General features: G+C 41.7%; 15 protein-coding genes. 1 reads left to right on the top strand and 14 read right to left on the bottom strand.

Annotated elements, in window-relative coordinates; all coding sequences use genetic code 11:
• Window positions 1-149 precede the first annotated feature (149 nt).
• Complete coding sequence (locus NE665_RS16265; protein ID WP_076627789.1) at window positions 150-707, top strand: TetR/AcrR family transcriptional regulator; 558 nt, start codon at window positions 150-152, stop codon at window positions 705-707.
• Window positions 708-755: 48 nt separating this feature from the next.
• On the opposite strand, the gene NE665_RS16260 is transcribed toward NE665_RS16265, so the two are convergent.
• From NE665_RS16260 to NE665_RS16195, 14 genes are all read right to left on the bottom strand, one after another.
• On the bottom strand, window positions 756-1,658 hold the full coding sequence (locus NE665_RS16260; protein WP_009264280.1) for a conjugal transfer protein: 903 nt from the start codon (window positions 1,656-1,658) through the stop codon (window positions 756-758).
• A 16-nt stretch (window positions 1,659-1,674) separates the two neighbouring features.
• The gene (locus tag NE665_RS16255; protein WP_009264281.1) at window positions 1,675-2,682 is read right to left on the bottom strand and encodes a C40 family peptidase; all 1,008 of its coding nucleotides are present in this window, start codon (window positions 2,680-2,682) and stop codon (window positions 1,675-1,677) included.
• Window positions 2,679-4,874 (bottom strand): hypothetical protein, encoded by a 2,196-nt coding sequence (locus NE665_RS16250; protein WP_077735069.1) that lies wholly within the window; start codon window positions 4,872-4,874, stop codon window positions 2,679-2,681. Before NE665_RS16250 ends, NE665_RS16255 begins: the two co-directional genes overlap by 4 nt.
• A complete protein-coding gene (locus tag NE665_RS16245; RefSeq protein WP_009264283.1) occupies window positions 4,874-7,324 on the bottom strand; it encodes an ATP-binding protein in 2,451 nt (816 codons plus the stop codon). The genes NE665_RS16250 and NE665_RS16245 overlap by 1 nt, the downstream gene beginning before the upstream one ends.
• Entirely contained in the window at window positions 7,302-7,700 is a 399-nt protein-coding gene (locus NE665_RS16240; protein WP_010723729.1) for a conjugal transfer protein, read from the bottom strand. Before NE665_RS16240 ends, NE665_RS16245 begins: the two co-directional genes overlap by 23 nt.
• A 109-nt stretch (window positions 7,701-7,809) precedes the next feature.
• Window positions 7,810-8,313 (bottom strand): antirestriction protein ArdA, encoded by a 504-nt coding sequence (locus tag NE665_RS16235; RefSeq protein ID WP_009264285.1) that lies wholly within the window; start codon window positions 8,311-8,313, stop codon window positions 7,810-7,812.
• A 17-nt stretch (window positions 8,314-8,330) separates the two neighbouring features.
• The gene (locus NE665_RS16230) at window positions 8,331-8,834 is read right to left on the bottom strand and encodes an antirestriction protein ArdA (RefSeq protein ID WP_009264286.1); all 504 of its coding nucleotides are present in this window, start codon (window positions 8,832-8,834) and stop codon (window positions 8,331-8,333) included.
• Window positions 8,753-9,049, bottom strand: a complete 297-nt coding sequence (locus NE665_RS16225; RefSeq protein ID WP_009264287.1) for a hypothetical protein — start codon at window positions 9,047-9,049, stop codon at window positions 8,753-8,755. Before NE665_RS16225 ends, NE665_RS16230 begins: the two co-directional genes overlap by 82 nt.
• Window positions 9,050-9,148: 99 nt before the next feature.
• The gene (locus NE665_RS16220) at window positions 9,149-9,469 is read right to left on the bottom strand and encodes a TfoX/Sxy family protein (RefSeq protein ID WP_077716481.1); all 321 of its coding nucleotides are present in this window, start codon (window positions 9,467-9,469) and stop codon (window positions 9,149-9,151) included.
• Window positions 9,470-9,547: 78 nt separating this feature from the next.
• Window positions 9,548-10,066 (bottom strand): ClbS/DfsB family four-helix bundle protein, encoded by a 519-nt coding sequence (locus tag NE665_RS16215; RefSeq protein WP_009264289.1) that lies wholly within the window; start codon window positions 10,064-10,066, stop codon window positions 9,548-9,550.
• Between the two features lie 82 nt (window positions 10,067-10,148).
• Window positions 10,149-10,370: a hypothetical protein gene (locus NE665_RS16210; protein WP_077716480.1), complete on the bottom strand. Its 222-nt coding sequence runs from the start codon at window positions 10,368-10,370 to the stop codon at window positions 10,149-10,151.
• The gene (locus NE665_RS16205) at window positions 10,371-10,505 is read right to left on the bottom strand and encodes a DUF3789 domain-containing protein (RefSeq protein WP_256302572.1); all 135 of its coding nucleotides are present in this window, start codon (window positions 10,503-10,505) and stop codon (window positions 10,371-10,373) included.
• 9 nt (window positions 10,506-10,514) lie between these two features.
• On the bottom strand, window positions 10,515-11,720 hold the full coding sequence (mobT, locus tag NE665_RS16200) for a MobT family relaxase (RefSeq protein WP_077716479.1): 1,206 nt from the start codon (window positions 11,718-11,720) through the stop codon (window positions 10,515-10,517).
• A gap of 182 nt (window positions 11,721-11,902) precedes the next feature.
• Window positions 11,903-13,297: an FtsK/SpoIIIE domain-containing protein gene (locus NE665_RS16195; RefSeq protein ID WP_077744575.1), complete on the bottom strand. Its 1,395-nt coding sequence runs from the start codon at window positions 13,295-13,297 to the stop codon at window positions 11,903-11,905.
• Window positions 13,298-13,429: the final 132 nt, after the last annotated feature.

Below are 13,429 nucleotides of genomic sequence, written 5' to 3'. Positions count from 1 at the left end.
ATAGTTATTAAACTAATCTAATTAGTATTTTAAAATATTTTTGTAGAAAAGTCAATAAATAGTCATAATTTTCTAATTATATTATTGACCACACTAATTCGATTAGTTAGAATTGTGTTTGTATGATATTTTGAATGAGGTGAATAACTATGAAAACCACTAAAGAAGCAGTAATAAAAACAACATCAGACTTAGCAGATGAAAAAGGATTAAATAATGTTTCGTTAAAAGCTGTTGCTCAAAAATTAAACATTCGTACACCATCTTTATATAATCACATAGAAAGTTTAGATAATCTTCTTTTAGAAGTTGCTCATAATGGTATGCGTGAGATGAATGAAAGAATGATGAAAGTTGCCGTTGGAAAAATAGAGAAAGAAGCAATTAAGTTAGTTTCTATCGAATACCTAAACTATATGATTGAACACCCTGGAGTTTATGAAACAATTCAATGGGCTGTGTGGCACGGAACAGAGGAAACAGCAACCATTTTTAACAATTATCTTTCATTATTAACTACTCTTATCCAATCATGCAGTCTTAATAAAGACAAAACACTTGAAATATTAAATATGCTTACTGGAATAATTCACGGTTATACAACTTTACAATTAGGAAACGCCTTTTCTGCTCCAGACAAAGTTAGATTTGAATTAGCTGAAGCAATAGATACTTTATTAGTCGGGATTTTCCAGAAGTATAAGTAATATAATTAGGCTTACAAATCAATACAGAATTGCAAGCCTAATTATCATTTACCCTACAATTTTCCAGTTACTATCCTTATGTAGCACAAGCTCATACTGCGAAACTTGCGTTGCCTTTGTCTGATTATCAAGGAATTTTACGGCTACTTTGACTTTCACATTGTCCCCGTCCTTTGTAAATACTGGGTTTACCAGTTCAGAATAAAGGTAGTCCCTGCCGATAGGCTCAAGCACATTTCCCGATACATAGTAAGCAAGTTCTTTTTCTGTGGCTGTCGGATAGAGCTTAAAGAATGTTTCCAAAAATGAGGTAGCGTCATTTACGGTATCAGCGTCCACGCTTGCGTCTGCTTCTGGTGTTTTAGGCTCATAGTCTGATTTTTCGATTGCTGGTGCAAGGGTAGGGTTCTGAACGATTACCATATCCCCGTCAGCGTCCACATGGACTTTCACGGTATAGGTTGCTTTAATTGCTGTTGTCTGTTCTCCCTCTTTTATCTGCTGATCTACTTCGTAGGTGGCAGAAAAAGTGTCCGTTCCCGACTGTTCGATATTCCACACAATCACATCTGTAACTGTGGAGCTAGTCGGTATATCGGTTCTAATGGTATCAACATTCAAGTCCTGCAATTCCTTTGTCAGATAACCGCTGATTGCCTGCGTCCTTGCTTCAATGGCTTCTTTGCTGTTACTCCATGTGTAATAGGACTTCGCAAAGTTCTTCACGAAATTTTCAATCCCGTTGGTGTCCTGCAAGCGAAGCTCAATGATTTCTTTTTCATGCGTGGTGTGCTGGTCGATAGCCGTAAAATTCTTATACACCCCAAAGCTCACGCTTGCGATAAGCACCACCCACAACGCAATTACGGTTTTCTTATGTGTGCCTACCTTGACAGTACGCACCTTTTTTCCTTTGACATTTTCTGTCTGTTTCTTACTCTTCTTAAACATATTTTTCAAGTCCTTTCTATTGTTTTACTCGTCCTGCACCGATTAAATGCTGTTGCCAGTAACTATTATTTAGGTCTGCATATCCTATCGGGTCGCCTGCATGATATATCTTGTTATTCCCTACATAAATTGCAACGTGCGTTACATAAGTACCAGCGTTATAGGTAGAATGGAAAAATACCAAATCGCCAGCCTTTGCCTGCGAGAGTGGCAGATGTTGGGTTGCGTCATACTGGGCTTGTGCCGTTCTCGGTAAGGAGATACCAGCTTTTCCATAGCACCATTGCGTAAGTCCCGAACAGTCAAAGGAAGTGTTGGGATTGCTACCGCCATACACATACTTCCAGCCTTGATATTTCAACGCTTCATTCATTACTTTTTGTGCCAGTTCCCCCGATACCTGCGGAACAGTTAAATACTGATTGACTAATTCGACGTAAAATTGATTGCCATACTGATAACGCCAGCCCCCGTTCTTCGCAACGGCTATCGGGTTGGTGTAGGTTACTTTCTTTCCGTCCGATTTTTCACGGGCGAAGCTCTCTGCAAGATTATATGTATGTTTCTTTCCTTTTCCTGCCACATATCCCACATAACCACCGCCATAGTTATAGGACTGTATCGCTACATTCAAGTCGTCCATACCTTGATTTTTGCAGGAAGAAAGCAGGGACGCAAAATACTTACACCCCTGCTTGATTGAGCTTTCCGTATCTAAAGAGTTGGGCGGTAAACCAAGACTTTCCGAACTCTGCATAACATCTTCTGCCGTACCGCCACTTTCTACTTGAATGATAGCCAGCAACACATTGACATACTCGGAGATACCGTTTTCTCTGGCGTATTTTTCTACCATAGGCTGATGTTTTAAGACTTCTGCGGATAGGTTCATACCCGTAATGCTAGAAGAAAAGTTGCTGTTCTCGTCGTCGCTGTCCGCACTAATCAACACACCAAAGAACAGTACCAGAGAAAAGAGGATAGGAAACAGACTGCCAATAAGAGCGATATGTTTCAGTTTCATTTTTTCTTCTGTCCTTTCTTCGTTACAAGGTTACGGTTCTTTTCGGTATGTTCCGTTGTACGCTTTGATTGTTCAAAGGTCTGTGTCTTTGTGGTACGCTCTGCTTTGTAATTCTGGCGTGTTTCCTGCGATACCACTTTTTCTACATTCTGTCTATGTACTGGCTGTGCCGACTGGGTCGCTTTCTTATCAGAAGCACCAGAAGATAACGGACGCTCTTTGATAACAGTTGTCTTGACTGGCTCACTTGCTTTCGGAGTGGTCGCTGTGGCAGGGCGTTTGACTTCCTGCATTTTTTCCGCACTCGGCTTTGAAGCTGTGGCTGGTCGCTCATGGGGACGGGTAGCTCCCGTTGTCGCTGATCCGTCCGTCTTTCTATGTCTTGCTTCTTGTGCCTTTTGAAGCTCCATACGCTTATCAGCGATATTCTGCCTATGCTGTTCCTGCTTTTCCAAGCGTCCCGTCTGTCTGGACTGCTGTTCCTGCACCATGCCACGCTTAAAGTCAGACACGCTGGACTTTGCCTTTTCCTTTACGGAATATACCGCATAAGCGGTCTGTGTCGGCATATCCTTGATATTTTCTTTGACAGCGTTTGCCTTGTCTTTCACTTTATTTTTCGTATCTAAGACAGCACCTACCTTTGAGCCTGCACGCTGTCCCATACTGGAAGTGGTATTGACCCGATTTTCTTTAGAAGCGGTATTTTTTCTTTCAGCCCTCTTGCCAGCAACGGCACTTCCAGCCACCGCACCAGCCACACCGCCCGAAATACCGCCAGCACTTACCGCCCTTGCAATACGGTGTTCCATACGCCTAGCCCGATGTCGCATAAACAGATATGGTCTGCGGAAAATCCTGCGTCCCATGCTTTGACTGTCATTAGCGTTCAAAGAGAACATACTCATTAAATCGCCCAGCTTCATGTAGATACCTGCAAAGCAAACTATCTGCAAGAACGCCACCATAAAGAACGGGTAGTCTGTGGAGATGTTATAAAACATACTGGAAATGCTGAACGCCACCGTTACAATGAGTGTTATTCCTGCCCGTGTCATTATGGTATTAAACACTCTCACGATTGCCTGCTTTGCCATGCTTTCATAGCTCGGTATCATAGAAAGTAGAAAGCTGATAGGCAGAAACATAGCGAAGATAATAAAAAGTATCTGGCTGAACAACATCATGCCCGTAAGCAAGAATACGAATATCGTGATACCCAAGTTGAAGAACAAGAGGAAGAACACCATACCCAAGCGGTTTACGACCTGCGGTATCGTCAGATTGTTGTTGTCGTTGTTCTCGATTTCTGTTTTCACGACTTCCTCTCTGGTTTTCCCGTCCTCGTCCTCTGGGCTTGCCGATACGAGAGCTTCTACACGGTCTGTACCGATTTCCTCTGCGTTGCTGTTCCCGAATTGAAGCAAGAGCCACGGCTGTTCCACTTGAATAGAAAATAAGCTGTCCCTTATCAAGTCCACGCTGTCCTTGCCCTCGCTGTCAGAGTTGGGGAGTATGATTTTTGTTCCCAAGTCCAACGAAGCGGTACTAATATCACTTGAAAATTCATTTATCTTCTTGATGTAATCAGGAGCGTAGGCAATAAACGAAGCGGACAGCACGAACACCACCACAAAGTTGATAACGGCGTGAAGTGCCTTACTGGTTTCTCTTTTTATCAGTCCCGTATAGGCAACATACATTCCCACTACTAAGATAATGAGAAGCAGGAAACCAACATAGAAGCCCGTGGAAGAAAAACCGTTTGAGGTAACGCCTGCAAGGGTCTGTATGCTTTTTCCGATACTATCTGCCATATCATTGATGAAGTCCAGTTTATAGGCTTCCTGCACCACATACCCCGTTGCATTACTCAAATATAAACTGATAGTCCAGACAAAGTTGGTAATGCAGTAAAGCCCGTACTGTACCGATTTTCCAATCCCGTCCAGCCAGTTCCACGGCAACCACGACCAGCTATTATCTACATAAAAATCAAGCTGGTAGTTGGAAAGGGGATATTTTGAGTAAAGATTTTCTGCGTTTATGGTATCGTCCACAAGCCCCGTCGCATGAGCTACCGTCCCCAGAAGTGAAAGCAGGATAAGGGAAAGTGCCACGACAAACAGAACCATTTTGAGAAATTGGAAAATCTTCTTTTTTGTGAACGCACCTATTATCCTTTCTTTCATCACTCCACCTCATTTCTCTTAACTGGCGGTCTGGTATCAAAGGCGTGTAGCAGTTCTTCAAAGACGGGGTGTATCTGTACCACACCGACACGCCCGTATAAGTCCTGCAATAAGCATTGCCCGTTCTCCAAATCACGCAAGCGTTTCTGGTTGTTCTCGTCGTCCTTGTCGATACCGAAAAATTCTAAGGTCTGCTTTATCTCGTTAATGTCGGTACTACGAAAGGCAAACTTCAAGCCGATATTGTTTTTCAGACTTTCCTTTGAAACATCATAGGCAGACTGGGTAACAAAATAAACGCCTGCCTGCATAGCTCGTCCAGCACGAACCAGCTTATTTGATAAAGTTTCGCCTTGTGCCACATTTAAGAACGCCCACGCTTCGTCAAGGTCTACAATCTTAAAAATGCTTCTGTCGCTGTGAATGAAGTCGAGTGCAAAGGTACTAATCACAATCAGCATAGATACCGACAATAATTCAATGGTCGTGTATTCCTCAAAAGTGGTATCTTTATCTGGCAACACAAGGTCGGCTACTTGAATGATATTGAGCTGGTTATCCAGACTGATAGCATTTTCCACCGTACCGTCTGAAAACAGCAGATGTGCAAAATCATAGTCTGCAAAGCTGTCGATATGGTCTGCGATATTGCGTGAGATTGCGGTATCTTCCTTTCTCAATTCTTCAATAACGTATAACAGTCCTCTTTTTTCACTCTGGGTAACGGAGCGAACCGCTTTACGAAGTACGGGGAATTTTTCGCCGTCCCTAGAGGAAATACCCGTTAAAAATGTCAAAATGTCGATTGCCAGACTTTCAGCGTCTTTGACATTCTTCATAATCACGAATGGGTCAAGAAGTCCTGCATTGTCCTTATCGCTGGTTAGGTTTACGATATTGATTTCATGGGCGATTTCTGGGAGCGTTTCTTTCCAATTTCCACGCTCACTTTTAGGGTCTAACAGAAGTGCTTGACCGCCAAACAGCACCGCATAATATACCAGAAGATTATTGCAGAACGACTTACCACCGCCAAGCGAACCGACAAAAGCAGAAGCAAGGGCATTTGTAACTGTACCTTTCACACCCTGCGAAGCTAAAGACGGTTGCAGGTACACATTTCTTCCCGTATCAACGGAATAGCCCATATAGATACCCGTAGTTTCCCCTAACTGCTGTGTCGCACCAAAACCAAGCCCAGCTAAAAAATCTGATTTTACATACTGCACATAGTCATTGATATATCGCTTGCTGGCTGGTAAAAATTCAGAATGAAGCCCCAGCATATCCCCAGCAGGACGCACCAGCTTTACATTGAGGTCGTCGTAAAAGTCCTTGACTTCATCACAACGGCGTTTCAGCTCGTCAAGATCGGGTGCAGACACCCGTATCACGTAGCTTAACTTATACATACTTTCTTTGCTCTGGTCTAAGTCCGTTTCCAGCTCGTCCACGCTGTCTAATGCGTCCACCACATTTGAGCTGGTTTCACTTCCTGCTTGATAAGCGTGATTGTCAAGGTCTTTCAATTCCTTTTTCTTATTTCTTACTGTGGTAAGAGCCTTTCGGTTCTCCACGATTTCTACATTCATAGAAGTATCAACGGGGAATGTGAATTGCTGTTGCTGGAAATAGAAGATTTCACTTGACGGAAAATCAAGCTCGCCTACAATCGCATTGACGGTAAAGTAAGACACATAGCTTTCCTTGTCCTCATGTTCCAATCTTAAATACCGCTGGCTTTCCTCAATCGCACACCTTGTCGGACGGATAAGGTCGTAGTATTTTATCAGCGTTTCTTTCTGCAATTTCTTCTTTGGTAGCTGGTACTCATAATCTTCATAAGCGATACCGTCCCTGCCGTAAAGATGTTCCATGAGATACCCAAAATCATTGATTTCCAAGCGACGCACCTTAAAGCGACGGGAGATTTTATTTTCCAGTAACTTTTCCATTTTCATGTAACGGTTGATTTCATCATTCGGCATGGAAACAAAATCATTCATCAGCGTGTGGTTCACTTCATGGAGAAATTCTGTGAACGTCAGCCACGCCGATTTTTTGATGTTCTTCAGATTGAGCTGTTCTTCCGTAACCATGAGCTTAAAGCCAAGAAAAAAGCGGTAGTCCACTTGATTATCCCCAATCATAGATACTAACACTTCGGTCTGTTCGTCTATTTTCTGGACTGCCACCTCACGAAGTTTCCCCGTTACCAGTTTCTTTGACTGCTCCTGCATACTTCGTATGGAGCTTTCCGTGGCAATCTGCAAGGCATGAATTTTACCCTCACGGGACTGTGCGATAAGCTGTCGAAAGCTGTCATGCACAATAAATTTCTGCTCTGCGGATAGGAAAGAATAATTGTATGGTATCAGCTCATAGTAAGCGAACACCTCATTGTCCTTGTTCCAGACAAGGTTATTGTCAATATATTTTATCGGGAACATAGTTCACACTCCTTACTGCCGTGATTGTTTCATTCAAGGTCTGCTTATGCAGTTTTACGGCTTTTCCTGCATAAGTGATTTTAGGTCGCAGGGCATAGGTTATCTGTGATTTCAAAAAGCTGTACGGCTTCTTTCCGTCAAAAGTTTTCTGCGACATAAACCAAGTGAGAGCAACGGGAATACCAAAATATTTGAGAAATGCTCCCTCAATCATGGAAAGTGGGGGAATATCCCCAAACAGAATGATGAGAAATTCCGTAATCACAAACCATGTAATCTGTGTAAAGGTAACGGGAAAAGGTAAGTTAAAGTCATTGATTGCATACAAGACTTTTTCCACGTTCCAGATACCCGTATAAGATTTAATCTTTTTCAAGTTCTTTCAGCTCCTTTCAAAATAGAAAAGGACAGCCATGTTTCAGACTGTCCCTTAAAAGAGAAATACGCTGTCAGTAGCAACCATGCTTGTCGCTGATCTTCCAGCGTTAATATGGTATCTCGCACATACCTCGGCTTGTTTCAATAAAGCAACCGCCCATATCCAAATCTCGCCCGTAGGCTTCATAGTCAATGTAGTTCTGTAAGCTGGGTGGAATATCCCCTAGTGCCTGCAATTCGTCTATGTAGTAATAGGCAACGTCTGTCATGGTTTCACAGTCTGGATAATAATAAATATCGTCCTTATGTTCCACGACTTCTTCCAGCGTCCCGTAGTGGCTGATAAATTCGTCCAGACACTCTGCGATATAGTCGGGAAGTTCCTCTATCATTTCATACATCTCATTAAGTTCTTCAATGGAAACATACTCGCCAATCGCAATGGGGAAGTTATTGGTATCATGGATTGCGTATTCTTCGTACTGTTCATTCAAGCCAATTTTTTCTTTCACATCTTCTTCGTCAATGGGGAATGTGAACCAAGCCCCAACCAAATAGCCCTCATTGTATCTCCCAAGATTCGCAATATAAACCGCCATATCATCTGTCATTTGCACCACCTCATTTCCTACTCTGGCAGTTCAAAGATACCGTGTTCTGTTTGCAGGAATTTTCCGTGTTGCTGCAAGTGATTAGCGTATGCTTCATAATCAAAATAGTATTCTTGACAGTCCTCGGACAGATGTTTAAACGTCGGGTCATTCATCAGCTTTTGCCTTGCAACATCAATCATACTTTTACAGTCTGGATAAACCGTAATCACGTTCCTGCAAATATAAAGTGCTTCTAAGTTCTCAAATACGGTAAGAAGCATTGGATATTCTTCCTGCATATCGGCTACTAGCTGGCGGTACATAAAATCGAATTCATTGAGCTGGTACACGCTTGTATGTTCGTGGACTTCATCAGCAAAGGGCAGTACCTTTTCGATAATGCGGTAATCCCTGCTTTCTGCACCGACACCTAACTTTTCTTCAAATTCTGCAACATCTATCGGCAGGTCGAACCAGTACGACATTGTTTCTTCTCCAGTTGTTCTTCCCGTTTCCACCAGCACCCTTGTTTCCTGCATTGTTCCTCACGTCCTTTCTGTTGTTTCCTCACATCTTTTAAGGTCTGGTATGACATACCAAACACATATTTTGAAAATTTTTCTAACTGTTTCTGCGGATAATCGGCAAGGTTCAGTTGCTTCATTTCATGCCACACCTTGCGTTTATAAGAGGGCAGGTCAGAAAGATATTCACAGCCGACTTTTGCCTGCATATACTTAAAAATATCGTTCATTTCATCACTCCAATCTAAAATTTAGGTAGAAAAAAGCAGTCAATCCTAAGACTAACTGCTTTGTGTATATGGATATGAAATTATAAAACTAGAAGCTGTTTATTTTTTCTTTTTAGGTTTTGGCGTTGGTAGTTCATCATACATTACATCAAACAACCCCGTCAGAAACTCCTTATTATCAACTTCGTCTACCAACAGCATTTCTTTTGCTCCCTCATAGGGTAACTCATACGAAGCTGTTGGCATATAACTAATTGCTGATTTCACTTGTTTAACAAGCAATCTATCATCATAGATACCACCTACAATCTTTCCACGATAATAAATAATAAATTCTCCCATCATAGCTCGATAAGTAATTTCTTCCAGCTCTGATAACTGTCCTAAAATAAACTCTAAATATTCTTTGCTTGACGCCATAATTCCACCTCACATTCAAATTCTTACGTGTTTCCAATCTCCCACAAAAACTGAAATTTGACTGTGTAAAACTACAATTTATAGTACTATCTTTTTCCATTTTCTGATTTTTGTTCTGAAAGTTCCAAAAGGTGCAACAGTATTCACATGAATAAACTTATATACTTCCCATACTGCTGTTTTAGTCGCTTCATCAGCCCATTTTCTCATATGTGGTTTAAATAATTCTTCCTCACTCAATGAATCAATCATTGTATAGATTTTATTAATATTTTCATTTAATTTAGCTTTCAACTCTTGCAAGGATAAATGAGCATAGGTATCCGTAAACCACTGATATAATTCACCAAGTTGATTCCATTTAAATTTATCCGATGGTGTTTTTACTTGAAATCCCTTTCTTTCATCTTCTTCCCATTTAAGAAGTAAGGTTGTCCATCCTACCTGATAAGCAAGGTTTTCTGCTGGAGTTCTATCAACTTCATCAACTCTCTTATCTTTTAAGGTTTCTGGAATATTATCAAATTCTGAAATATATTTCACAAATGCTTTATTTATTTCAGTTTTAAGATTTTCTTTATTTTCGTATACTCGCAAAAAAAGCACCTCCACAACTTCAAATTTATCACTTTTTCATATCCATATTATAACATTCTAATATCAGCACCACAATAAAATTTTACGCCCCGATAATCTTATTGAACAGTTCCAGCAACACGTCTTTGACACCACTGGCATTGAATACCAATCCGACAGCGATAAGGGCTACTATTAAGAAGCCGATAAGTTTTGAAAACTCACGCTTGAACCCTAAGTAAATACCAATTACTACGATTGCCATAAGCACTAAAGATTGTGCATTGCTTAAAAACCAGTTGTACAAATTTTGTCCGAAATTCATTTAATTGTCCTCGCTTTCTTCTAATTGTTTCATTTTATAGTCAGCTTCTTTGCCGACACTCATAATACACATCAGAACTACACCAATATCCATGCCAAGTGATACCAGCAGTAAGTCCTTTATCAATTCCCACATCATAATCAATCACTCCTTTTCCTGTTCTATTAGCTCGTCTACCGAAGCCGTCTGCTGTTTAACTATCTGTTTATGCTTATCCGTCAGCTTTGCCTGCTGTTCAATGGTTTTGAGATACTCTGTCTGATTGCCTGCGTCTATCTGTTTCAGCATTTTCAACGTAGGTGCGACTTGTCTTGCTATCCAGTTGAGCGTCCTTGAAAGAGTATAAGGCTCTGGCTTTGTCGTCAGTTTCAGACTTTGCCTTTTATCTCCGATAAACCACGCCCAGCGGTCATTGAGTTTCCAGTCGCTTTTTCGTTTGTCGGGTTCTTCATCAACAAACCGCACATACTGGTTGATGATAGAAAAGGCGGTCTGCTCTGCGTCATAATACGTCAGCAAATCTCGTACTGCATAATAGGCACGTTCATTCCGTAGCCGTATCTCAAAACGGTTGATAATATCGGCTTCTTCCAGCGGTATCCCGAACTTGACGTACTGCTCATAGTCCTTTTCATAGATACAGAAATACACATCGGATTTCAGCGAACCAAGATAAAGGGTACGCCCCATATATTCTCTGTCGTCCTCTCTATGCTTGATAAGCTCGCCCGACAAGTAAAACTTGTAACTTCTGGACTTTCCGATATATTCCCGTTTCCTGCATTTTTCCGCAAGCTCTGGAATATCCAAAATGCCCATATGGTCGTTGATAGCAAGGTCGATACGCTTCATAACACCACCGTCTACGAGTGCGTCCATGAGAAAGTCATACCAGCTTCTTTCCTGTGCCAGCAAGTAACTTTCAAACTGTCGGCAACCTCGCCCCTTTAACTCTAAAAGGACACCCTTTTCTTCGTCAGCCGACGTATAGATAAAGATGTCCCCTAAAGAATAATGCTCCGTATAACTGTAATGTCCGTAATCTTCATGGAGCATATAGTTGATATTCAGTTTTAATATATCTTTGATAATGTGCTGTATATCCAGCGTGGGAAAACGGATTTTTACATAATCAAACAGCATGGTAAGCGGTGCTTCTGGATTGAACTTTGCCAGTTCCTTTTGCAGAGTATTAAGAAGTTCCTTTGACGGCTTCATTTTTCCGCTTTCTATCTTGTTGAGATATTCCCTTGTGATACCAGAAGCCAACGCCAGCCTGCCTTGTGAGATACCGTAAGCAATCCGTTTCTCCCGTAATTCTTTTATTCCTTGTTCTTCATTCAGAACCATACCCCCAATCTGTAAAGTGTGAAGTTTTTTAAGGCGACTTCACATCTGAATTTTGCAAGGAAACTATGCGATAAGCCTTATGTTTCCTATGTTTTTTGTCTATTGTCCATTTGCAAACGTACCCCTCTGTTAGATACCGAGGGGTTTTACCTGCTGGCGTGGCTTCGCCACACCAGCAACGGCTAGTCCGTGCCGTCGCCTTTCGCTTCGCACGTCGCCGTCCCGTCCTGCCTTGCTTGTGCAAGAGAGCCGATAGTCTGCAAAAAATCATGTCCTTTCGGGACTAAAGGCGTGTAAAATTCGCTTATCACGCTTGTTCCCACATCACAATAGCCACGCCCCTTGATACGTTTCTGGAAAAACTGCTTTTTCACATCTGAACCAAAAAGCATACCGTAACCTAATTCGCTGATACGCCCCAATCCCACACGGAAATTGAAGTTATCTCTGATACCGTCCGAGAAATACTTTGCGTCTGGACGCTGGCAGGCAACGATAAGGAAATAACCTGCTTGTCGTCCCAACATAACGATTTTCTTTAACTGGCTAAGTAGGTTTACGCTTTCTTTTGTCCCCAGCATTTCAAAAAATGCCACATATTCATCAAAGATAAGAAAGCAGGGTGGAAGTCCCAAATAAGCATAGTTTTCGCCCGTCTTATAGTTCGGGTGTCGTTTCATTTGCTCGCTTCGCTGTACCATGCCCTCATAAAAAGCATTGACACAGTCTATCATTTCTTCTTTGATATGGTAGACGTTCGGCATGACTGTTCCCAAGTCTGCAAGGTCGCTGTTCTTTGGGTCTAAGATATAAAGGACAGCGTTGGTATGCAGTAAAGCTTCAATGAGCGTCAGCAGAAAATATGTTTTACCGCCACCAGTCCCACCAGCAATCAGAGCGTGAGGGAGTGCGTCATATTCCCAGACAAGATTTTTCATCAGTCTAAGACAGCCGTTCTCTGCCCGTACTTCATCAATGGTAATGCGGTTCGCTATCATATCATAAAGCAGGGTATATTCGATATAGCCGTCATGCAGGGTCTTGTCGGTCAGCTCACAATACAAGCCACTTTCCAATTTATCCTCCAACCGTAAAAGCTGGTCTTGATATTTTCCCAGCGTAATTTCACAGCGGATATGAAGCAGTCCTTTTTCCATTTGATAATAAATCTTTGGAAACCAGACGATTTTTTCCCTTGATCTGCTTTGCAGGTCAGTAAAAAAACCGCTGTCTTGTACGGTATCGGCTTCATACCACTTATTTTCCAGTATCATTCTTGCCAGCTTTTGACGGTGCAGTAGCTTCTTGAAACTGTCGTAACAGAAGCGGTAATACCCAAAAGCGACCAATGCACAAACACCAGTCGCTATCAATATGGTTATGAAGTTGTAAGGGGAAAGCGTCAAGCCGTTTTCTAACAAGCTGAAATGCTCCCAGTCGGTACGCATGAGCTGTTTGCTATTCAGTAGCAGGAGAACTGTCACGAACACAAACAGAAGCGTCTCTATGGAAAAATGATAAACAAGGTGCTTGTCGCTGGCTCTGATACGGTGTCCTTTGTTCCAAATCATACGCATAAATCAATCACTCCTGGTATATTTAAGTTACTCATATAATGAGTAATAAATTTAATATACCAGTTCTCCTTTCCACCTGAATTATTTGGTATCACTTCAGGTTGTGATAAAATGTGTAATTGTGAATGTGGA

Source organism: Clostridium sp. DFI.1.208, from assembly GCF_024463855.1.
Taxonomy (GTDB): domain Bacteria; phylum Bacillota_I; class Bacilli_A; order Erysipelotrichales; family Erysipelotrichaceae; genus Clostridium_AQ.
Note: the sequence above shows the minus strand (reverse complement) of the source record. Positions and strands in the feature narration are given on the sequence as shown.

What these genes read in the sequence shown, in the direction of transcription:
- NE665_RS16225 (WP_009264287.1), bottom strand. Translation starts at nt 9,049, where the DNA reads ATGAACGATATTTTTAAGTATATGCAGGCAAAAGTCGGCTGTGAATAT.
- NE665_RS16195 (WP_077744575.1), bottom strand. Translation starts at nt 13,297, where the DNA reads ATGCGTATGATTTGGAACAAAGGACACCGTATCAGAGCCAGCGACAAG.
- NE665_RS16235 (WP_009264285.1), bottom strand. Translation starts at nt 8,313, where the DNA reads ATGACAGATGATATGGCGGTTTATATTGCGAATCTTGGGAGATACAAT.
- NE665_RS16220 (WP_077716481.1), bottom strand. Translation starts at nt 9,469, where the DNA reads ATGGCGTCAAGCAAAGAATATTTAGAGTTTATTTTAGGACAGTTATCA.
- NE665_RS16250 (WP_077735069.1), bottom strand. Translation starts at nt 4,874, where the DNA reads ATGAAAGAAAGGATAATAGGTGCGTTCACAAAAAAGAAGATTTTCCAA.
- NE665_RS16205 (WP_256302572.1), bottom strand. Translation starts at nt 10,505, where the DNA reads ATGTGGGAATTGATAAAGGACTTACTGCTGGTATCACTTGGCATGGAT.
- NE665_RS16245 (WP_009264283.1), bottom strand. Translation starts at nt 7,324, where the DNA reads ATGTTCCCGATAAAATATATTGACAATAACCTTGTCTGGAACAAGGAC.
- NE665_RS16255 (WP_009264281.1), bottom strand. Translation starts at nt 2,682, where the DNA reads ATGAAACTGAAACATATCGCTCTTATTGGCAGTCTGTTTCCTATCCTC.
- mobT (WP_077716479.1), bottom strand. Translation starts at nt 11,720, where the DNA reads ATGGTTCTGAATGAAGAACAAGGAATAAAAGAATTACGGGAGAAACGG.
- NE665_RS16260 (WP_009264280.1), bottom strand. Translation starts at nt 1,658, where the DNA reads ATGTTTAAGAAGAGTAAGAAACAGACAGAAAATGTCAAAGGAAAAAAG.
- NE665_RS16265 (WP_076627789.1), top strand. Translation starts at nt 150, where the DNA reads ATGAAAACCACTAAAGAAGCAGTAATAAAAACAACATCAGACTTAGCA.
- NE665_RS16230 (WP_009264286.1), bottom strand. Translation starts at nt 8,834, where the DNA reads ATGCAGGAAACAAGGGTGCTGGTGGAAACGGGAAGAACAACTGGAGAA.
- NE665_RS16210 (WP_077716480.1), bottom strand. Translation starts at nt 10,370, where the DNA reads ATGAATTTCGGACAAAATTTGTACAACTGGTTTTTAAGCAATGCACAA.